Below are 20478 nucleotides of genomic sequence, written 5' to 3'. Positions count from 1 at the left end.
ATGCGCATCGTGGTGACCGGCGGCGCCGGGTTCATCGGTTCCCATTTCGTCCGGCAGGCTGTGACCGGCGCGTACACCGACGGTAGCGCACCGGAGGTGGTGGTGCTGGACAAGCTCACCTACGCCGGCAACAGGGCCAACCTGGCTCAGGTTCAGGACGATCCGCGCCTGACCTTCGTACACGGCGATATCTGTGACCGCGCACTGGTCGCGGAGATACTCCAGGGCGGTGACCTGGTCGTGCATTTCGCCGCGGAATCACATGTGGACCGCTCGATCAGCGGGTCCGAGGATTTCATCCGGACCAATGTGCTCGGTACCCAGGTACTGCTGGATGCCTCAACGCGTGCCGAGGTGCGAAAGTTCGTCCACGTCTCGACGGACGAGGTCTACGGCTCGATCGATGAGGGGTCGTGGAGCGAAGAGCAGCCGCTGGAGCCGAACTCTCCCTATTCGGCTTCCAAGGCGTCTTCCGATCTTCTGGTACGGGCTTTCCATCGCACGCACGGACTGCCGGTGTGTATTACCCGGTGTTCCAACAACTACGGGCCGTACCAGAACCCCGAGAAGATGATTCCGTTGTTCGTGACGCAGCTGCTGGACGGGCGGAAGGTGCCGCTGTACGGGGACGGCGGTAATGTGCGGGACTGGTTGCATGTGGACGACCACTGCCGGGCCGTCGCGCTGGTGGCGGAAAAGGGAGAAGCGGGCGAGGTCTACAACATCGGCGGCGGTACCGAGTTGACGAACCGTGAACTTACCGGGCGGCTACTGCGTATGGTCGGCGCGGATTGGGTCATGGTGGAGAACGTGGCGGATCGGAAGGGCCACGATCGTCGGTACTCGGTCGACATCACGAAGATTTACACGGAACTCGGTTATCGCCCGCGGGTCTCTTTTGATGAGGGACTGGCGGAGACCGTCGAATGGTACAAAAAGCAGCGCGATTGGTGGGAGCCACTGAAGAGGGCCGGGAACCCGGTCCGGTAGACGCAAGGGACGGGCGGCCACTGCTTCAGGCGATTCGTTCAGCCGCCCGGTGTGCTAGACGAGGCGGATAGGCAATGAGGGGGATCACGCCGCGGTGGCACGCCCGCATTCCGGTCGGCTGGGAATTCGTTTGGAACACCCGTGTGGTGACCGGCTAAACACGAAGCGGTTCTGCTTTGTCGGTCAGGACGACGGTGCGTGACTCGAGAGTCGGCACACATTGAGCAGAATTCGCCGCCGCGGACGGCTGCGGCAAAGCCCGCGTTCGCCCGTGCTTGCTTAGGGAAAGCTTCCCGTAGGAGTGTCCGTGCGCTAGCGTCCGGCGGTGGCGGCGGGTACCAGCCATGCGGCGATCTCCTCGGTGACCGCCGGAGCGTGGGCGTTGAGGTAGAAGTGGCCGCCCGGGTAGACGGTCATCTCGAACCGTCCCGTGGTGTGGTCGGCCCATGTGCGGACCTCGTCGGTGGTGGCCTTGGGGTCGGCGTCCCCTGTCAGGGCGTAGAGGGGCGTCGACAGCGGCGGGCCGGGCTCGTAACGGTAGGTCTCAGCGGCCTTGTAGTCGGCGCGGATCGACGGCAGGACCATGCGCCTGATCTCGTCGTCTTCGAGCAGTTGGGACTGGGTGCCGTCGAGTCGCCTGATCTCTTCCAGCAGGCCCTCGTCGTTGCGCAGATGAACCCGCTCGTCCCGGGGCGCGCTCGGCGCCCGCCGCCCGGACGCGATGAGCGCGGCGGGCCGGGTGCCCCGTGCTTCCATACGCAGGGCCACCTCGAAGGCGACGGTGGCGCCCAGGCTGTGTCCGAACAGCGCCAGCGGCTTGTCCTGCCACGGGCCGAGGACCTCGACGATCTGGTCGGCCAGGTCCTGCACCGTCTCCAGGCACGGTTCGTTCCTGCGGTCCTGCCTGCCCGGGTACTGCACGGCCAGGGTTTCGACGCGCGGAGCGAGACGTTGCGAGACCGGGTAGAAGTAGCTCGCGGAGCCACCCGCGTGCGGCAGGCAGAGCAGCCGGACCAGTGCCTGGGGTGCAGGATGGAAGCGGCGCACCCACAGGTCGCCCGCGTCGCTGCTCGTCGCCATCGCGTTCGTCGTCCCTTCAAACCAAACCGGTGTTGTCCGCCCCCGGGTGGGAGACGCCCCCGACGTTCGCCGCCTGCGCCGCCAGCGGCGCGCGGCCGCACATCGGCCCAGGCCCAGACGATCGCAGCGCCACCAGCCGCCGACAACCCCTAACGATCGCGGACGACCGCCCGGCCCGGGCAACCGCCCAGCCACCACCCGCACAACCCCGGTTGAGCGGGCCGGTGCGGTGCGAGCGAGAAGGGGGGCATTGTGAGCGATCACCGGGCGGCTCATCGGTGACGAGACCACCGAGCGCCATCCGGACTCCAGGTGTTCGCCGGCCTTTGAGGTCCTTTGCGCCCCGTCGGCCGAAAGGGCGGCAAGCCGGCCGGTGACCTCCTGCCTCGCACGTGCCGTGGCCGGGGTGGGCACCGGCCCCCGTGCATCCGTTTCTTAGGGGGACGCCCCGGGGCGAGTAGGGGTTAGTCGCGGGACCGTGGCCGGTGCCCGTCGTGGGCAGCCCTGCCCTCCTCTCTCGGAAGGACCCGGGCGGGCGGCGTCAACCGCTGCGTACAGTACGGCGGTTGGCGCATGCCCGGCCAAGACCGCGCGGTGCGCGGCCCCGACCGGGCGCCTGGCCCGGCCGACCTACGCCATCGGCTCGGCGAGAGCCATGAGCCGGTTGGGCAGGTCCGTGCGGCTCTTGACGTCCAGCTTCCGGTACACCCGGGTGAGGTGCTGCTCTACCGTGCTCACCGTGATGTAGAGCTCGTTGGAGATCTGCCGGTTGGTACGCCCCCGGGCCGCTAGGACCGCGACCCGGCGTTCGGCCTCGCTCAGCAGGCTGTCCTGGTCCCGGGCCTCGAAGCCGTCCGGGGGCGAACTGGCCGTCGCCGTCGTACCGCTGGGCGCAGCCCGCCGCTCCATCCGCTGCGGCAGTGCCGAAGCCCTGCCCGATCTCTGTGCCAGCCGGTTGGCGCGATGGACGAACAGCCGGGTCTGGGTGGGGTCACCGGCCTGCGGGAGCGCCTGACCTGTGTCGGACAGGGCCCGGGCCAGCTCCTGCTGGTCGCTGCACGACTGCAACACGGACACCGCTTTGGACAGCAGCTTGCGCCGGTGATCCGGTGCGGCCGTGGAAGCCAGCAGCCGCAGCGCCCGGCCCCGGGTGCGGTCGTCCAGCCCGCGGGAGACCTGCAGCTGCTCCTGCAGCAGCAGCGCGGGGTGTGTCCTGTTGCCGAGGCTGAGCTGTACTCGGGCCAGCTCCAGGCGCCACGGAACCAGTCCGGCCACGTCGATGCCCCAGGAACGGACCAACTCGCCGCACCGGTGCAGATCGGCGGAGGCCGCCTGGTGCTGCCCCATGGCCAGATGGTGCCGGCCCCGGGCGATCAGGTAGTGCGCGCCCACCGGAGTGCGGAAGACGCCGGCCGGTACCGGCTGCGACAGCCAGCGTTCGGCCTCGAACAGCCGGCCGCTCTCGGTCGTGCAGGTGATCAGGGTGCCCAGCGGACCACCGACGGCCACGCCCCACGCCGGCGCGGGCAGATCCTCCAGCGCCAGCCGCGCGCCCCGCTCCGCCGCGTCCAGATCTCCCAGGCGCAACGTCGCTTCCGCGTGGATCGCCCGTACGACGCCCCGCCAGGCCGGTGTGTGCTGGACGCCCGGCCGGGCGAGGAGCCGTTCGCCCCACTCCGCGACCCGGTCGGAGCGGCCGGCACAGAGCAGCGCCAGGAGGGGAGCGGTCAGCAGGCCCAGGGAGCCATTGTCCAGATGGTGCCGCTCCAGCAGCTGCTCCGCGGCGGCCACGGTGTCCACACCGCCCGTCGGCATCAGCGCGTTGCCGAGGATCGACACGGCCTGCAGCTGGGGACTGGCAGAGTGCGGCGCCGTCGCCGCCCGCGTCCAGGAGCTCGGGTCCTCCCGTACCGTGTCCAGGTAGTCCGGATGGGACAGCGCGATCAGCAAGCGGGTCAGTCGCAGTTCGTTCGACGCGGGGCCATGGTCGTCCGCGCCACAGCCGCTGATCGCCTCGGCCGCCTCCTCCGCCTGTCCTTGCCACAGCAGGTACGGCACCGCGGACAGGGCCGTGGAATGAGACGACTCGTCGGTCCGCGCCGCTTCCACCAGCTGACTCACCTGGCCGGTCACGGCCAGGGGATTGACCTGCCAGCGGGCGGTGATCAGCATCGCCATCAGCGAGTTGCGCCGGTCCTTGTCGGTTTCGGCCCGGCCGCCCAGGTGTAGACAGGCGGCGGCGTGGTCGGGGCGGCCGGAGGACAGCGCGTGCGCCGCGGCGTCCCTGAGGACGGGCACCACCCAGGCGCTGTCCGTCCACGCGGAGGCCACCAGATGCTCGGCGACCACGCTGGCCTCCGCACCGTTGTCGTGCAGCACCTCGGCGGCCCGCTGGTGCAGCCGCCGCCGTTCCTCGGCCGGCATGTCGCAACGCACCGCATGCAGGATCCGTGGATGGCGCAGCTGGCCGGCGTGGACGAGACCGGCGCTCTGAAGGACGCGGACGGCGGGCGCGGTGGAGTCGGGCAGGACGTCGAGGAGTTGACCGAGCAGTTCCTGCGATGCCGGGCGGTTCAGCACCGCGAGCGCCTGAGCCACCCGGCGTACGCCCGGCTCGTGACGGTAGAAGCAGTCGCGTACGGCCCGGTCGAAGGTGTCGTCGGCCCTCGCTCCGGTCGCGGGGGCGCTGTCCGTCTCGCGGTTGGCCTGTTCGTCGACCAGCGCCTGGGTCAGCAGCGGATTGCCGCCGGTCACCCGCAGGATCCGCCTGGCCTCCTCGCGTACGTCCTGTGCCCCGGCCGCGTTGCCGCCCACGTCGCGGGCCCCCGCCTCGTCGCCGATCAGCCGGGAGACGGAGTCGGCGGTCAGCAGCGGCAGGGTGACGCGGGTGAAGCGGGGCAGGCTGCGCAGCTCCGCGTGGAACAGCGGATGCGCCGGACGCAGTGTTGTCGCCTCCGAGAGCAGCACCATGATGCGTGCGTTCCTCAGTCTGCGGGTGACGTACAGCAGACAGTGCAGCGAGGCGGCGTCCGTGTGCTGGAGGTCGTCAACCGCCAGTACCAGGGGCCCTCGGTTGGCCAGTGTCAGGAACGTGTCGAAGGCGGTCCGCAGCAGCGGCGCCCAGAGTCCGTCCGCTGTCAGGGCCTCTGTTAGGACCTCGGCCGCCGCGTCGCTTCTGGCCTCCGCCGTGGGTACCGACAGCGCGACCTCGCGTATCAGCTCCTCGACCTGCCGGAGCCCTTCCGGTTTGAGCCGCGCGCTGTGCAGAAGCTGTCCGAGCACTCCGAAGTGGAGTCCCTGCTCGGCCCGTGACCCGGCGGCGCTCAGCACCTGCCCGCCGGCGGTGGCAGCCCACTCCCCGAAGGTCTCCAGTACCTGGGTCTTACCGCTTCCCACAGCGCCGGTGACCAGCACTACCTGTCCGTGTCCGTGCTTCTCGCAGGCATGAAAAGCCCAATGTAAGTGGGCCAGTTGTTCGTCTCGATGGACCAGCATGACTGGCGTCTGCCTCCCCGTTAGCAGTTCCGAACGGGATCGCCAAGCACTGGCCAGCACAGCTTCCGTACCGCCTCCGTTCACACGTCTGTGAACGCGTGCAGGGGTGACCCCTAGGCCACGTGTGCGGTGGCCCTCCGAATTGTTTCGAACCGCACTTGCCCTCGGCAAGAACAAGTGTTTGAGAATATTCCACAAAAACCAGCCACGCCACAACGGGATTGCGCCTCACAATTGGAATTTAACCTTTGCACGGTTTGACTTTTTTTTAGGTTCGGCGATGCTCTCGGGGTTTTTGGTCGTTTTGTCGACGTCGTGGCGGGTCGCGGGACAGCGGATTTCGGCTCCAACTGGTCCCTCTGGCCGAGTGTTGATGGTTGCGGCGCCGGGCCGGGCGGTGCAGGTGCGGGCGGAGGTCGTGAACCCCCTGGCCGGGCGCGGGCAGGGGTGAGCCGGGTGGGTCCGGCCGGCTCACCCCAGGGGCGGCGGAGGCCGGCGGCGGCTTCGCGGCCGAGTCTCAGCCGGGTGCGGGCGGCGATCACGAGCCACGCCCACCGGCCGCCCTGCCGGGGCTGTGTCCAGGCGGCAGGGACGGACCCCGCATCACCCGGTCCGAGCGCATCCGCCCCGACACCCCCACCGGCAGGCCGTCGAGGAGGTCGGTGACGACCCGACGGACCTGACGGGCGGTGACCTCGGCGACATCGCCGCCAGGGCCGACGCGGACCGCGTCCAGCAGCCGGCACCAGGAGGCTCCGCCGGTCTCCGAAGCGACGACCGACGCCGATCCCACCCGGGGCACGGGCATCGATGGTCCCGGGCGCCCGCACCGGCCGGATGATCGCCGCGCACCTCGGCGACCCTGCGCACCGCACGGCGGCGGGAGTCAAGTGGGCCACGGGAAGGCCGTGCCATGACCCGATCCCTTCATGACACCGAGCCTCCACTCGAGCCGGGACGCTTCGCCGAACGTGCTCGGAAAGACGCCTCTAGGGGCGCGGGCGGCCGATTAGGGGTGATGCCGGTGGCCTGATTCCAGGAGGATCGGGGGCAGGGCCGTCGTGTTTGGAAGGTAGGGCTGGTATGTCGCTCCAGGAGCCTGTCTCACCGGTCGAGGAGTCGCCCACGTCCACGGCGGACCGCATCGCCGACCTCGCCGCCCGGCACGAGGAGGCCGTCGTCCTCGCCGAGAAGAAGGCCGCGGACCGGCAGCACATCAAAGGGAAGCTCACCGCCCGCGAGCGCATCGACCTGTTGCTCGACCCCGGTTCCTTCGTCGAACTCGACGAGTTCGTGCGCCACCGGACCGTCGAAGCAGGCATTCCACGCCCCTACGGCGACGGGGTGGTGACCGGCCACGGCACCGTCGACGGACGCCAGGTGTGCGTCTTCTCCCACGACTTCACCACCCTCGGCGGCAGTATGGGCGAGGCCTTCGGCAACAAGGTCGTGAAGATCTACGACTTCGCCATGAGTATCGGCTGCCCCGTCATCGGCATCAACGACTCCGGAGGCGCCCGCATCCAGGAAGGCGTGATGTCCATTGCCTACTACACCGAACTAGGCGTCCGCAACGTTCATTCCTCCGGTGTGATCCCGCAGATCTCGCTCATCATGGGCCCCTGCGCGGGCGGTTCGGTCTACTCGCCGGCCATCACCGATTTCACGGTCATGGTCAAGGACATCTCCTACATGTTCGTCACCGGTCCCGAGGTCGTCTCCGCCATCACGGGCGAACAGGTGACCGCCGAGCAACTCGGCGGCCCCGCCGTCCACGCCGAGGTCTCCGGCAACGCGCACTACCTCGGCGACGACGAGCAGGACGCCATCTCCTGGGTGCAGGCCCTCCTCGGCTACCTGCCGTCCAACAACCTGGACATCCCCCCGGTCTACCACCACGCCTGCGATCCCGGCATCACCGAAGAAGACCTGGCCCTCGACACCGTCGTTCCCGACAGCGAGCAGCAGGTCTACGACATGGCCGACGTCATCACCGCAGTCCTCGACGACGGCGACTACCTCGAGATCCACCCGGACTTCGCCCGCAACATCATCTGCGCGCTCGGCCGCGTCGAGGGGCACTCGGTGGCCGTCGTCGCCAACCAGCCCAGCCACCTCGCCGGCGTGCTGGACATCGACGCCTCCGAGAAAGCCGCCCGCTTCATCCGCTTCTGCGATGCCTTCAACATTCCCGTCCTCACCTTCATGGACGTTCCCGGCTACCTGCCTGGCGTCGGGCAGGAGCACCAGGGCATCATCCGTCGCGGCATCAAACTCTTCTACGCCTACGCCGAGTCCACCGTCCCCAAGATCACCGTCATCACCCGAAAGGCCTACGGCGGCGGGTATGCGGTGATGGGATCCCGACAGATCGGCGCCGACCGCGTGATGGCCTGGCCCACCGCCGAGATCGCCGTGATGGGCGCCAGAAGCGCCGTGCCCTTCCTGTACCGCCGCGAACTGGCCGCCGCCCCGCCCGAGGGCCGCGCGGCACTCAAGGACCACCTCATCGATGACTACCGTCGCAGATTCGGCAACCCCTACGAGGCCGCTGCGCACGGCTACGTCGACATGGTCATTCCGCCCTCCCGCACCCGCATCGAGGTCGCCAAGGCGCTGGCGAGCCTGCGGAACAAGCGGCACACCCGCCCGGAACGCAAACACGGAAACATTCCGTTGTGACGCCGTTCGCCGTGCCGGCCACTCCCGTTCCCGTCGGGCCACCTGTTCATCCCGCATACCGTCAGCCGTGACGGAGGGCACCGCACCACGAGGTCTCCCCGAGGCTGCTATGTCGTGTCAAGCCGCTTGAGGAAGCTCTTCCACGTTCGGCTGGCTCCTTCGTTCGAGGATTTTGAAGAGCTGACGGCAGACGGTGCGCTTGAGGCATCGCTGTGCGTCGCGGGGGCTTTTGCCCTCGCTGACGCGGCGGGCGACGTGCGTCTTTGTGGCGGGATCCAGACGCATCCTGATCAGGGTGATTGTGTGCATTGCTCGGTTTAGAGCGTGTCCTATGTGGTGAGGCGGATCAGTCGCTTGTATGCAGAGGAGGGCTGCGGCCAGGCCGGGGAAGGCCAGGTAGTTGCGGAGATGGCGCTCGTAGCGGGGTGAGAGGCGACGGTAGCCGGTGAGCCAGGCCACCATGCGCTCGATCACCCGGCGGTGGCGTCCTAACCGTTCGCTGGACTCGACGCTCTTGCGGGCGATCCGTGCTGCGATGCGTTTGCCGCGGAGCCATCGGCGCAGGTCGGGGTTGTCGTAGGCCTTGTCGGCGTGGAGCTTGCCGAAGGTGTAGTCGCGACCTCGGTCGGGGTCGTGTCTCGTGTGGAGGCCGGCCGACATGGGCCTCAACCCCTGGCTGTCGTGGGTGTTGCCAGTTGAGACGCCGACTAAGCAAACGCCTTGTGCCGCGCCCCTCGGCGGGCGCGGCCGTCAGGTGTCCACCGCCCGGCGGGCGATGGGTGCCGATGCCCAGGACGGGGGAGTGCCCGGGCCCGCCCGGCGCGCGCCGGGCTGCTGATCACCGGCCCGGCGACGGAGTGGCGAGGTCAGTCAGTTCGCCCTCTTCGTACAGCCTGCGGCAGGCACGGCGTTGCACTTTGCCGCTGGAGGTCTTCGGTATCGCGCCCCTGCGGACGAGGAGGACGGTGTCGACCGTCAGGTGGTGGTGGTCGTGGACCGCGCGGACGACCCGTTCACGCAGGCTCTCTGTGCCGTGGGCGCGCACCGTCCGGCCGTCGGCCTCGACGACGACCACGAGGCGTTCCTTCTCGTCGCGTTCGACGGCGAACGCGACGGCGCAGTTGGGGTGCAGGCCGTCCGCGGACTTCTCCGCGGACAGTTCGACGTCCTGGGGGTAGTAGTTGCGGCCCTGGTGGATGATCAGGTCCTTGAAGCGGCCGGCGACGTGCAGTTCACCGGCGTGCAGGAAGCCCAGGTCACCGGTGCGCAGGTAGGCACGCCCGTCCTCGGGGCGTCCGTCGGCGTCCGTCATCCGTGCGCGGAAGGTCTCCGCGCTCGCTTCCGGACGCCCCTTGTACTCCGCCGCCACGCACGGTCCGTTGACCCAGATCTCGCCGATGACGTCCGGCGGGCAGCCGCGCGACGTGCCGGGATCGACGATCCGCACCTCGGTGCCCGGGACGGTGCGGCCGCTGCTGGTGACCGGGACGGCGCCGGGTGTCTGCGCATCGACGATCTCCGCGCGGCCCTCCCTCAGCGCCGTCGCGGACAGCCACACGGCCGTCGGTTCGCGGTCCTGGTCGCTGCCGGTGACCTTGAGGGTGTTCTCGGCGAGACCATAGCCCGGGCACATGGCTTCGGGCCGGAAGCCATGCGGGGCGAACGCCTCGGTGAAGTCCCTGATCGCAGCCCAGCGCACGGGTTCGGCGCCGTTGGCCGCCACACGCCACGAGGAGAGGTCACCGACCCCGCCGGCCTTCCCCTCCGCCGCGACCCGCGCGCACATCTCGTAGGCGAAGCTGGGTGCCGCGGAGTGGGTGCCGCGGAACCGGGCGATCGCCTCCAGCCAGCGGGCGGGCCGGCGGATGAAGGCGGCGGGTGCCATCAGATACGAGGGGATACCGGCCCACAGCGGCATGACGACGCCGAACAGCATGCCCATGTCGTGGAAGAGGGGCAGCCAGCTGACCACGGTGCCATCGGGCGCGCACGGCCACAGGGCATCCGTCTCGGCGACGTTGGCGAGGAAGTTGGCGTGGGTGACGACGACACCTTTGGGGTCGCCGGTGGAGCCCGACGTGTACTGGAGCAGGGCCACGTCATCCAGACCGGGGGCGGGACCCGGCACGACCGACCCCAGCACGTCGCCGCCTGCCGCGGCGGGTTCGGCCGTGTCGAGGACCGTGAGGCCCAGAAGGTCCTCCAGGTCCCCGAACCGGTCCTCCAGCTCGCGCCTGACCGAGGTCTCGGTGAGCACGGCCGTGGCGCCGGCGTCCTGCGCGATGCGGCGGATGCGCTCCACGTCCTTGAGGTGGCGCGGCGCCTGGACGGGCGCCGCAGCCACCTTGGACGCCATGCACCCCAGGAGCGTACGGACGAACTCCAGCCCCGACGGATACATGAGCACGGCGCTCTGCCCGCTCATGCCCCGGGCGGCGAACCACCGGGCCCTAACGTCCACCGCGGCGGCGAGCTCCCCGTAAGTGAGGGGCTCCCGGGGGTCCTCACCGTTGTGCAGGAAGACGTAGGCGGTGTCGTCGGGCTGCCGCTCACCGCGCAGGCGCAGCAGTTCGGGCAGTGTCGGTGTCTCGTGGCCCGAGCGGACGTCATCGAGAACAGTGGCCATGGGTCAGGTCTCCTTGGTGTCCTTGTGCCGAAAGCCGCCGGACGTGCCGGAGTTGCTTGAGGTTCCCCTGCCGCCCGGATCGCGACACGGCCGCGCAGCAGCACGGCCGGACGAGCCCGGCCGGAAAGGGGGGAACGGGATGACGGCCGGCCTCGCGGTGGTGTGCGGATTCACGGACGCGGCCCGCACGCTCCGCGCCCAGGCCGACGGGAGTGATCGGCGTGCGGGAGGGCAGAGCCCGCCGCCGGCGGCGAACCCGGGTGCGGTGCGGAAGAGGCGGTGCCCGCGGTCGTCCTGGTGTGCTCCGGTCTGGGCCCTGGCCTGTCCGGTGGCGGGCCGGTCCTGGGCCGCGCCGGCGTCTTCGGGGGCACCCCGGGAGAACCCGGGCAGCCATTCCTGTTTCGGCACGGAGCTGCCCAACCCGACTTTCGGCCACGCCGAGGAATCCGGGATCGAAGTCCGCCGGGCCCTCGGCGCGCACACGTTCGTCCGGGCCCGCCGCGCCGGTTTCCGGGAAAATCCCGCGATGAGCGATTCCGGCGCCGGTGAAATGATCGGCCGTACCTCGTCTTGCGACGACAAAGTCCCCCCTCACCGGCGATTGCGCATCGCTTCCGCCCAGGATTCTCCGGTCAGCCAGTGCACTTCAACGTGAGCGCGAATGATAGAAGACATCGACGGCGTGGAGTTCCGTCACCCGGGCCCACGCCAAGAACAGCCGGGACGCCGACACGGCAGCGTCCTGCGGCAGAAGAATGCCATAAGCATACGTCCACCGCCTCTCCGTCCCTTTCGTGATCACCCCTATGTTGAATTGCGCAGCCCCTACAAGGAGTCGAAAAGGATGATTCGCCCGCCTGTCGACAGGACGTGATAGCTGCCGAGGACGCACGCCGGCTGCCACCCGCTGCACGGCAGCGGCCGCGGCGCACCGGGCAGTGCGGGGTGCAACCGGACCGGCGTCCGGGACCGCAGGAGCCGGCCGGCGGTCAGGACCGGGGCGACGGCCCTCAAGTCGATGGCCGGTCACACACCCCGGAGAACGTGAACGAGGCCACCGTCGGGCTGGACTTTGCGGGCGGGGCCGGGGAGCAGGGCGGTTTCAAAACATATCGGGCAGCCAGCCGTTCGCGATCACACCGGCGCCCCTCCGGGAGAATCGAGGTGAACACCAGGTCAGAAAGCCGGAATACGAGGCACGGCCCGGCGTCTTCCACGAAACGGCGAAAACAGCAGTCCCTTTTCCTACCCGAAAGTAGCTTCGGTGGTGGCCCAGCCGACGGGCGGCGGGGAGGCCACGGCCCGGGCGGCCATGGCGCGAGCGAGGTCAGACACTGGGGTGGCCCCGGTCAGGTGTAGGGGAGGTAGGGGTTGTTCCCTGCTCACAGCAGTCCATAGGTTCTCAGCGTGAACCGAGCATAAGGAACGAGTCCGAACTGTTTCCGTCGGCGGGCCCGCCTGGAGGACGACAATGCGCATACTCTTCGTCGCGCACGCGGAGAAGACGCACTTTTTCAGCACGGTGCCGCTGGCCTGGGCCCTGCGCACAGCAGGCCACGAGGTCCGGATCGCCACCCAGCCGGACATGGCGCAGGCCGTCACCGAGGCGGGGCTCACGGCGGTTCCGCTGGGGTCCGACCACCGGTGGAAGCAGGTCATGGAGGCCAACCAGGACGAAGGCTGGCCGGCCCGGGTCGCCGAGGCCGTGACACATTCCGCGGACCTGGGGCACGACGAACTCCTGCGGTTCTTCGACGAGACGACCACGCGGTACTTCCGCACCATCAACAACGACGAGTTCCTCGACGCGCTGGTCGGCTACTCCCGGTGGTGGAAGCCCGATCTGATCGTGTGGGAGCAGTTCACCTGGGCCGGCGCCGTCGCCGCCCAGGTCACCGGCGCCGCACACGCCCGCATGCTGTGGGGAGCGGACGTCGTCACCCGCTCCCGCAACGACTTCCTGGCCCGCCTCGCCGAGCGCCCCGAGGACCAGCGGGTGGATCCGCTGAGGGACTGGCTCACCGAGTCCCTCGCCCGGCACGGCGCCGCGTACGACGAGACCGTGGCCAACGGGCAGTGGACGATCGACCCCAACCCGCCCAGCCACCGGATCGACAACGGTCTGCCCGTGGTCAGTGTGCGCTATGTGCCCTACAACGGGCAGGCCGAGCTCGACGAGTGGCTGGCTGCCGAGCCCGCCAAACCCCGCGTCGCCGTGACCGCCGGTATCTCGGTCCGCAGCTACTTCGGATTCGACATGTTCGGCATCAGCGCCCTGCAGGCGTTCGCCGGGCTGGACATCGAGCTGATCGCCACGCTGCGGCCGGGCCCCGGAGAGTCGGTGGACGCGGCACCGCAGAACGCCACCGTCGTGGACTTCGTGCCCATGCACGCCCTGCTGCCCACTTGCTCGGCCGTCATCCACATCGGCGGCGCGGGCGTGCAGTCCACCGCCGCCTACTACGGCGTCCCCCAGATGATCCTGCCAGGTCTCTGGGACACCCTGGTCCGCGGCGATCTCCTGGAGCAGTCCGGCGCGGGCCTCTCGGTGCCGGTCGATCAGATCACCCCCGAGCGGGTCCGTGACAGCCTGGTCCGGCTGCTGGAGGATCCGGCGTTTCGCGAGGGAGCCGCCGCACTCCGCAAGGACGTACTCGCTGCGCCCTCACCCAACGAGGTCGTCCCGGTCCTCGAGGACCTCACCGCCCGCCACAAGACCACCGGCTGAGGAGGCCGCAGCCCTGTGCGGCCCGGAGTCCGCCGAGGCGGGCTTCGCCGTCGCCCACCTCTCTCCCCGTCTCCGGCACCGGCGGCCGCCGCGTCCACGTCCGCGGCGGCCCCGGTCGCTTCCGCCGCCCACCGGCCCCGGTTCCCGCACCGCCCCTCCGGCCGGCGCGACCCCCAGCCGGATCACCGAGGACTGCACCCGCCCAGACGGAGACCTACGACCGCCTTCACCCGCGGCACGCCCCCGCGTCCCCGACGCGGTGCTCGCCGTCGCGCAGGACAACGCCCGCCCCACCGCCGCGCACCCGAAGGAGAGCGGACGCTTCCTGCACCCCAGCACCCGGTACACGGTCTTCGAGACCGATACCGATCACCCGTAGGCCGGTCCCGGGCGCCTCTGGCCGGCGCCCCGCCGGACGGGCGCCCCGCTGCACCACAGCCACCACATCAACATCCAGGTCCGTTGCCTCCTCACCTGTCCGCACAGCCTGGCCGGCGGACGCCCGGCCAAGGACGGCGATCCTCACCAACCCTGAGGCGGACGGCCAGACCGACCCGGAAGGAAGAGAACGGTCATGACCACGCGCGTATGGGACTACCTCGCCGAGTACGAGGCGGAGCGTGAGGACATCCTCGACGCTGTCGACCAGGTGTTCCGCTCCGGACAACTGATACTCGGACCCTCCGTCAGCGGCTTCGAGGAGGAGTTCGCCGCCTACCACGGGCTGGCGCACGGCGTCGGCGTCGACAACGGCACCAACGCCCTCGTCCTCGCGCTGCGCGCCCTGGGCGTGGGACCGGGCGACGAGGTGATCACCGTTTCCAATACCGCCGCGCCCACCGTCATCGCCATCGACCAGGTCGGAGCCACTCCCGTCTTCGTCGATGTGCGCGAGAGCGACTACCTGATGGACACCGCCCAGGTCGAGGCCGCGGTCACCCCGCGCACCCGCTGCCTGCTGCCCGTCCACCTCTACGGTCAGTGCGCCGACCTCCCCTCGTTGGAGGAACTCGCCACCCGGCACGACCTGGTGATCCTTGAGGACTGCGCCCAGTCGCACGGTGCCCGGCAGAACGGCCGGCTGGCCGGCACCACCGGCAGGGCCGCCGCGTTCTCCTTCTACCCGACGAAAGTCCTCGGCGCCTACGGCGACGCAGGAGCGGTGGTCACCGACGACGCCGGCACCGACGCCGCGCTGCGCAGGCTCCGCTACTACGGCATGGAGCAGCAACGCTGCGTCGTCCGGACTCCTGGCCACAACTCCCGCCTCGACGAGGTGCACGCGGAGATCCTGCGCCGCAAGCTGCGGCGGCTCGACGGATACATCGAGGCCCGCCGCCGGATCGCGGCCCGCTACGCCCAGGGGCTGGCCGACACCGACCTGGCCCTGCCCGCGGTGACACCCGGCAACGACCACGTCTACTACCTCTACGTGGCACGGCACCCCCGGCGCGACGCGATCATCGAGGCCCTCCAGCCCCACGGCATCCACCTCAGCGTCAGTTACCGCCGGCCGGTGCACACCATGGACGGTTTCGCCCACCTGGAGCAGGCGGGGGGCCCGCTGCCGGTCACCGAGGCGCTGGCGGACGAGATCTTCTCCCTGCCGATGTACCCGTCGCTCTCCGAGGAACAGCAGGACAAGGTGATCGCGGCCCTGCACGAGGTGCTGCGCACCGTCTGACCCGGGCGCCGCCGGTGCGGACCGGAGGGCTCTGCGCGCCCACATCCCGCTGAGCGGGCGGGAGATGGGCGCGGAGCTGGGCGCTCAGCGGGAGAGCCGCAGAGGGAGCTCCAGCAGCCCGTGCAGGTTGAAGTGACTGTTGATCGGGAGGTCCTCGCGAAGCAGCTCGATCTTCGAATACCGCTCCAGCAGCTTCGAGAACACGGTGGCCGCCTCCAGGCGCCCCAGCACTGCGCCCAGGCAGAAGTGCGGGCCGGCGCTGAACGCCAGCGTTTTCGGCTCGGTGCGGGCCAGATCCAGGCGGTCGGGGTCGGGATAGCGTTCGGGGTCGCGGCCGGCGGCGTCCAGGAACCCGATCACATGGGAACCTGGCGGGATGACCTTGCCGCCGAACTCCATCTCCGCGGTGGCGATCCGGCTGGACAGGGTCACCGGCGGGTCGAACCGGGACAGTTCGTCCACGGCCGTCGCCATCAGCCCTGGGTCCGCCCGTAGCGCTTCCAGCGCCTCGGGCTGCCGCAGCAGGGCCAGCATGCCGTTGCCGATCAGGTTGACCGTCGTCTCGTGACCCGCGTTGAAGATGAGCAGGATGTTGGCGACGACCTCCTCCTCGGTGAGCTGCTCGTTGTCCTCCGCCGTCATCAGCACCGACAGCAGGTCGCTGTCCGGATCGGCGTCGCGTCGGGAGGCCATCAGCTCCAGTAGGTACGCGCGGAACTCCGGCTCCGCCTTGTTCATGGCGATGCGTCTGCGGGGCGTCACATCGGGGTCCAGGATGTACCCCACCTTGTCGGTCCAGTCACGGCACCGTGCGCGGTCCTCGACGGGTATCCCCAGCAGCTCCCCGACCACCGCGACGGGCATCGGCAGTGCCAGGTCCCGGATCAGGTCGCCCTCGCCCTCGCCCATGCTGTCGAGCAGACCGTCGACGATCTCCCCGATACGTGGCCGCAGACGGTCGATGTAGCGCGGCGTGAACACCCGCGCGATCAGCTTCCGCAGCCGGCGGTGCTCGGCCCCGTCCTGCAGCAGCAGCCACTTGCTGACGCTGCGCATGGCCGGGCAGGTCGGCCCGCCCCGGCTCATCGCCCAGCCCGGGTCCTTGGGGAAGGCGCTGGAGGAGTGCGGAGAGCGCAGCAGCGCTTCAACGTCGTCGTACCGGGTGAGCAGCCAGTAACCCGGTGCGATCTCGTGCACCGGATCGGCCTCGCGCAGCCGCTTGTAGTAGGCGAACCTGTCGGCGGCAAGGGCGGGATCGTTCGGGTCGTAGAGAACGCTCATGCCGTCCATTCCTCTACGTCGGTGGTTGCCGTGTCTGCGGGGCGGGAGGTCCGCGTGCCTGGTCTCTTCTCAGAGCCCATGGCCGACGCGGACACAGACATCGGCTCCAGAGCGGTCATGCCGCCACCCTCCGCACAGCCGATGTCTGCCCCACAGGTTATGGGGGCTGCCGAGAGGCGGAGAACCCCTAGAGTTGTTCATCCAGGTCCCGGCGGCCAATCTCGTGGGACAACTCAACCGGGCGCAACCACGCTGCCGGGCACGGGAGTTGGTGCTCGGATGGTCGCCGGACCCGCCGTGCGGGAACTGCCGGACGCCCACCGATTACCCGGGGGGCGCGCCCCCCGATGGCTTGCAGCACCAGCTGCCGAGGGCCCAGGCCGGAGGACGACGCGGTAGGCGATGACATCCCGCGGCTCCGTCGTCGAGCAACCGCACGACGGGGAAGCGGTGTTGGCGGTGGACGAGACCAGCGACCTGACGACGGGTGTGCCCACGGTGGGCGTACAGCGCCAGTACGCCGACACCGCCGGACGCACCGAGAACAGTCAGCCCGCCGTCCACCTCGCCTGCTCCACCGGGGCGCCGCGCGGCGGTCGGCCGGGAACCGTGCGTTCCGAGTCCCTGGACCCAGGATGCGGCCCGCTGCCGGGCAGGCCGTCCCGCCATGTGAGAGCGCGAGGCTCACCACGCCCCGAGGCGCCGCCGGGCCCTCTCCCGCCGGTCACACCCACGCCGCACGCCGGTTAGGGGTTGAGGCTAGGGGGGCGTCCCCTCGTAGTGTGACGGCCGGTGCAGACGGGCTGCTCGAACGCGCGGGGGTGAGGGCATGTCGGAGCTCGAGGCGGAGCGCAGGGCGCACTACCAGGCGACCGTGGTGCAGGGAGCCCTGCGCACCGCGGCCGCGGGCGGCGACCCGTACGCCTCGATCCTGCTGGTTCCGGACGATCCCTATCCGCTCTACGAGCAGGTACGCGAGCGGGGGACACTCCACCGCAGCGCGGTCGGTGTCTGGACGACTACCAGCCACCGCGTCGCGAACCAGATCCTGAGGGACCGGCGCTTCGGTGTCCGTACCCCAGAGGGGGAGAAACCTCCCGAGTTCATGCCGTTCGACAACTCGATGCTCGGACTGGACCCGCCCGACCACACCCGGCTGCGCAAGCTCGCCACACCCTCGCTGAACCCGCGCCGGCTCGCCCACTGGCAGCCGCACGTCGAGCGGTTCACCCACGAGCTGATCGACGAGATGCTGGCGGGCCGCGGTCAGGTCAACTTCATGCGGGCCTTCGCCCAGCAACTCCCGCTGCGGGTGATCGGCGATCTGGTCGGCATCCCGCCCCACCACCGGCAGTTGTTCTTCCGGCTCAGCCGCCGCATGGCCTACCTGCTCGACGGCGTGGCCACCGTCCCGGCCGCGCGGGGAGTGGTGGCGGCCATCGCGGAGATGACGGTGATGTTCCAGGAGATCATCGCCGAGCGGCGGGCCGACCCGCGCGAGGACTTGATCAGCGATCTGCTCCCGGCGGTCGAGGACGGCCGGATGACCATGGACGAGATGGTCCCGCTGTGCATGTTCCTGCCGCTGGCCGGTACCGAGACCACCGTCAACCTGATCGGCAACGGGCTGCTGGCCCTCCTCGAACACCCCGAGCAGTGGGACATGCTGGTCGCCGACCCGTCGCTGGCAGCCGCCGTCGTACGCGAGACCCTGCGCTACGACCCCTCCGTGCAGCAGTACCGCCGGATCGCGCACACCGACCTCCAGCTGGAGGGCGAGTCGATCGCCGCGGGCGAGGAAGTGGCGATCTGCGCGGGCGGGGCCAACCGGGACCCGGAGGTCTATCCCGATCCCGGAAGGTTCGACATCTCACGGGACCCGGGACCGGAGAACCTGGCCTTCTCGGCGGGCATCCACTTCTGCCTCGGCGCCGCGCTGGCCCGTATGGAGGCGGAGACCGCGCTGGCCGCCCTCGCCGCCCGGCTGCCCGGGATCCGCCGGGCCGGGCCGGTGCGCAGACGCGGCTCCTTCATCGTCCGCGGAATGCTCCAGTTCCCCGTCGACCTGCGCTGAGTACCGGCAGCGGCCGAGGCGCGGTCACGCGAGATAAGGGGCGGCCTCGCCCCATAGGGGTTGTCCGCCTTCGCGAGGCGTCCATAGCGTGCGGACGCGGATGTGCTGGATACGGCACCCGCGGCATGGCGGCTCCGGGTGGACCGTGGCCGAGCGGGAGCCTGGGAGGCACTGGCAGATGGCAGAGGACGAGACGCTCCGGGACTACCTCAAGCTGGTCACGATCGATCTGAGCAGGACGAAGCAGAAGCTGCGCGACCGGGAGGCCGCCGACCAGGAGCCGATCGCGATCATCGGCATGAGCTGCCGCTACCCGGGCGACGTCCACACGCCCGAGGACCTGTGGCGGCTGGTGGCCGGGGAACAGGACGCGATCTCCGGATTCCCCGAGGACCGGGGCTGGGACCTGGCCCGGCTCTTCGACGGCGACCCGGACAATGAGGGACACAGCTCTGCCCGCCAGGGCGGATTCGTCCACGACGCCACCGAGTTCGACGCCGGCTTCTTCGGCGTCTCCCCCCGCGAGGCGCTGGCGATGGACCCCCAGCAGCGACTGCTGCTCCGGGCGGCCTGGGAGGCGTTCGAGCACGCCGGCATCGACCCCCAGTCGGTCCGTGGCACCCGCACCGGAGTGTTCGCAGGCGGCAACGACCAGGGCTATCTGCGGCTGCTGGCGAACGAACCGAGTTCCGTGGGCCACCAGCTGACCGGCGGTGCGACCGCCGTGATCTCCGGCCGGGTCGCCTACACCCTCGGTCTGGAAGGGCCCGCGGTGACCTTGGACACGGCGTGCTCGTCATCCCTGGTCGCCCTGCACCTGGCCTGCCGGTCGCTGCGCAGCGGTGAGAGCACTCTCGCGCTGGCCGGTGGCGTCACGGTCATGGCCACACCCGGCGTCTTCACCGAGTTCACCAGGCAGCGCGGGCTGGCCGCCGACGGCCGCTGCAAGTCCTTCTCGGCGGACGCCGACGGCACAGGCTGGTCCGAAGGCGTCGGCGTCCTGCTGGTCGAGCGGCTGTCCGACGCCGTGCGCAACGGCCACGAGGTGCTCGCGGTGGTACGCGGCAGCGCGGTCAACCAGGACGGCGCGTCCAACGGGCTCACCGCCCCCAACGGCCCGTCCCAGCAACGCGTCATCCTCCAGGCGCTCGCCGACGCCCGCCTCTCCGCGTCCGACGTGGACGTGGTCGAGGCACACGGTACGGGCACGAGACTGGGTGACCCGATCGAGGCGCAGGCACTGCTCGCCGCCTACGGCCAGGACCGGCCCGAGGGGCGCCCGCTGCTGCTCGGCTCGGTCAAGTCCAACATCGGGCACGCGCAGGCCGCGGCGGGTGTCGCCGGCGTCATCAAGATGGTGCAGGCGCTGCGTCACGAGCAGCTGCCCCGGACACTGCACGTGGACGAGCCGTCCACACAGGTGGACTGGTCCGCAGGCGCGGTGGAACTGCTGACCGAGGGACGGTCCTGGCCCCGGGGGGAGAGGCCGCGCCGGGCGGGTGTGTCGTCGTTCGGGGTGAGCGGCACCAACGGCCACATCATCATCGAGGAGGCACCCGACACGGGTGCCGATCAGGAGGCGACCGAGGCCGGGGCGGGTACCGAGGCCGGATGGTCGGCGTGGCCGCTGTCCGGCCGCTCCGCCGATGCGCTGCGCCGCCAGGCCGGGCGGCTGCTGCCGGTGGCTGCCCAGGCGCACCCGGCCGATGTCAGTCTCTCGTTGGCGACGGGGCGTGCGGCGCTGGAGCACCGGGCGGTGGTGCTCGGTGACAGCCGGGAGGAACTGCTGGCCGGGCTGCGAGCACTGGCCGAGGGCGAGGACGTGCCGTCGGTGGTGC

The 20478-nt window shown here is 70.1% G+C and carries 12 protein-coding genes and 1 pseudogene; 7 read left to right on the top strand and 6 right to left on the bottom strand.

Annotated elements, in window-relative coordinates:
- The gene (gene rfbB, locus V1L54_RS27540; RefSeq protein WP_330120867.1) at positions 1-990 is read left to right on the top strand and encodes a dTDP-glucose 4,6-dehydratase; all 990 of its coding nucleotides are present in this window, start codon (positions 1-3) and stop codon (positions 988-990) included.
- A gap of 312 nt (positions 991-1302) precedes the next feature.
- Here the strand turns inward: rfbB and V1L54_RS27535 are convergent, their stop codons facing one another.
- From V1L54_RS27535 to V1L54_RS27525, 3 genes are all read right to left on the bottom strand, one after another.
- Positions 1303-2070, bottom strand: coding sequence for a thioesterase II family protein (locus tag V1L54_RS27535; RefSeq protein WP_330120866.1), 768 nt, complete (start codon positions 2068-2070; stop codon positions 1303-1305).
- Between the two features lie 630 nt (positions 2071-2700).
- The gene (locus tag V1L54_RS27530) at positions 2701-5565 is read right to left on the bottom strand and encodes a helix-turn-helix transcriptional regulator (RefSeq protein WP_330120865.1); all 2865 of its coding nucleotides are present in this window, start codon (positions 5563-5565) and stop codon (positions 2701-2703) included.
- Positions 5566-6103: 538 nt separating this feature from the next.
- Positions 6104-6367 (bottom strand): hypothetical protein, encoded by a 264-nt coding sequence (locus tag V1L54_RS27525; protein WP_330120891.1) that lies wholly within the window; start codon positions 6365-6367, stop codon positions 6104-6106.
- A gap of 281 nt (positions 6368-6648) precedes the next feature.
- On the opposite strand from V1L54_RS27525, the gene V1L54_RS27520 reads away from it, so the two are divergent.
- Positions 6649-8247 (top strand): acyl-CoA carboxylase subunit beta, encoded by a 1599-nt coding sequence (locus V1L54_RS27520; RefSeq protein WP_330120864.1) that lies wholly within the window; start codon positions 6649-6651, stop codon positions 8245-8247.
- A gap of 329 nt (positions 8248-8576) precedes the next feature.
- On the opposite strand, the pseudogene V1L54_RS27515 reads toward V1L54_RS27520, so the two are convergent.
- Both V1L54_RS27515 and V1L54_RS27510 read right to left on the bottom strand, forming a co-directional pair.
- A pseudogene (locus tag V1L54_RS27515) lies at positions 8577-9035 on the bottom strand (transposase); the annotation flags it as partial.
- A gap of 50 nt (positions 9036-9085) precedes the next feature.
- Positions 9086-10873 carry a fatty acyl-AMP ligase gene (locus V1L54_RS27510; RefSeq protein WP_330120863.1) on the bottom strand — a complete coding sequence of 596 codons (1788 nt, stop codon included), beginning with the start codon at positions 10871-10873 and terminating at the stop codon, positions 9086-9088.
- Positions 10874-12344: 1471 nt separating this feature from the next.
- Between V1L54_RS27510 and V1L54_RS27505 the strand changes: the two genes are divergently transcribed.
- Both V1L54_RS27505 and V1L54_RS27500 read left to right on the top strand, forming a co-directional pair.
- Positions 12345-13601: an activator-dependent family glycosyltransferase gene (locus tag V1L54_RS27505; RefSeq protein ID WP_330120862.1), complete on the top strand. Its 1257-nt coding sequence runs from the start codon at positions 12345-12347 to the stop codon at positions 13599-13601.
- Positions 13602-14175: 574 nt separating this feature from the next.
- Positions 14176-15285, top strand: a complete 1110-nt coding sequence (locus tag V1L54_RS27500; RefSeq protein ID WP_330120861.1) for a DegT/DnrJ/EryC1/StrS family aminotransferase — start codon at positions 14176-14178, stop codon at positions 15283-15285.
- A gap of 84 nt (positions 15286-15369) precedes the next feature.
- Here the strand turns inward: V1L54_RS27500 and V1L54_RS27495 are convergent, their stop codons facing one another.
- The gene (locus tag V1L54_RS27495; RefSeq protein WP_330120860.1) at positions 15370-16566 is read right to left on the bottom strand and encodes a cytochrome P450; all 1197 of its coding nucleotides are present in this window, start codon (positions 16564-16566) and stop codon (positions 15370-15372) included.
- Between the two features lie 402 nt (positions 16567-16968).
- Here V1L54_RS27495 and V1L54_RS27490 point away from each other — a divergent pair, with 402 nt between their 5' ends.
- From V1L54_RS27490 to V1L54_RS27480, 3 genes are all read left to right on the top strand, one after another.
- A complete protein-coding gene (locus V1L54_RS27490) occupies positions 16969-17316 on the top strand; it encodes a transposase (RefSeq protein WP_330120859.1) in 348 nt (115 codons plus the stop codon).
- 79 nt (positions 17317-17395) lie between these two features.
- The gene (locus tag V1L54_RS27485; protein WP_330120858.1) at positions 17396-18640 is read left to right on the top strand and encodes a cytochrome P450; all 1245 of its coding nucleotides are present in this window, start codon (positions 17396-17398) and stop codon (positions 18638-18640) included.
- A gap of 178 nt (positions 18641-18818) precedes the next feature.
- A partial coding sequence (locus V1L54_RS27480) for a type I polyketide synthase (RefSeq protein WP_330120857.1) occupies positions 18819-20478 on the top strand: 1660 nt, incomplete at its 3' end.

The organism is Streptomyces rubellus, assembly GCF_036323805.1.
Lineage (GTDB): Bacteria > Actinomycetota > Actinomycetes > Streptomycetales > Streptomycetaceae > Streptomyces.
The sequence above is the reverse complement of the archived record's forward strand: the minus strand, read 5'-3'. Positions and strand labels throughout refer to the sequence as shown.

Bases quoted from the DNA above. Each gene is read 5' to 3' on its own strand.
- V1L54_RS27520 (WP_330120864.1), top strand. From the start codon at position 6,649: ATGTCGCTCCAGGAGCCTGTCTCACCGGTCGAGGAGTCGCCCACGTCC.
- V1L54_RS27490 (WP_330120859.1), top strand. From the start codon at position 16,969: ATGACATCCCGCGGCTCCGTCGTCGAGCAACCGCACGACGGGGAAGCG.
- rfbB (WP_330120867.1), top strand. From the start codon at position 1: ATGCGCATCGTGGTGACCGGCGGCGCCGGGTTCATCGGTTCCCATTTC.
- V1L54_RS27505 (WP_330120862.1), top strand. From the start codon at position 12,345: ATGCGCATACTCTTCGTCGCGCACGCGGAGAAGACGCACTTTTTCAGC.
- V1L54_RS27495 (WP_330120860.1), bottom strand. From the start codon at position 16,566: ATGAGCGTTCTCTACGACCCGAACGATCCCGCCCTTGCCGCCGACAGG.
- V1L54_RS27530 (WP_330120865.1), bottom strand. From the start codon at position 5,565: ATGCTGGTCCATCGAGACGAACAACTGGCCCACTTACATTGGGCTTTT.
- V1L54_RS27535 (WP_330120866.1), bottom strand. From the start codon at position 2,070: ATGGCGACGAGCAGCGACGCGGGCGACCTGTGGGTGCGCCGCTTCCAT.
- V1L54_RS27510 (WP_330120863.1), bottom strand. From the start codon at position 10,873: ATGGCCACTGTTCTCGATGACGTCCGCTCGGGCCACGAGACACCGACA.
- V1L54_RS27500 (WP_330120861.1), top strand. From the start codon at position 14,176: ATGACCACGCGCGTATGGGACTACCTCGCCGAGTACGAGGCGGAGCGT.
- V1L54_RS27485 (WP_330120858.1), top strand. From the start codon at position 17,396: ATGTCGGAGCTCGAGGCGGAGCGCAGGGCGCACTACCAGGCGACCGTG.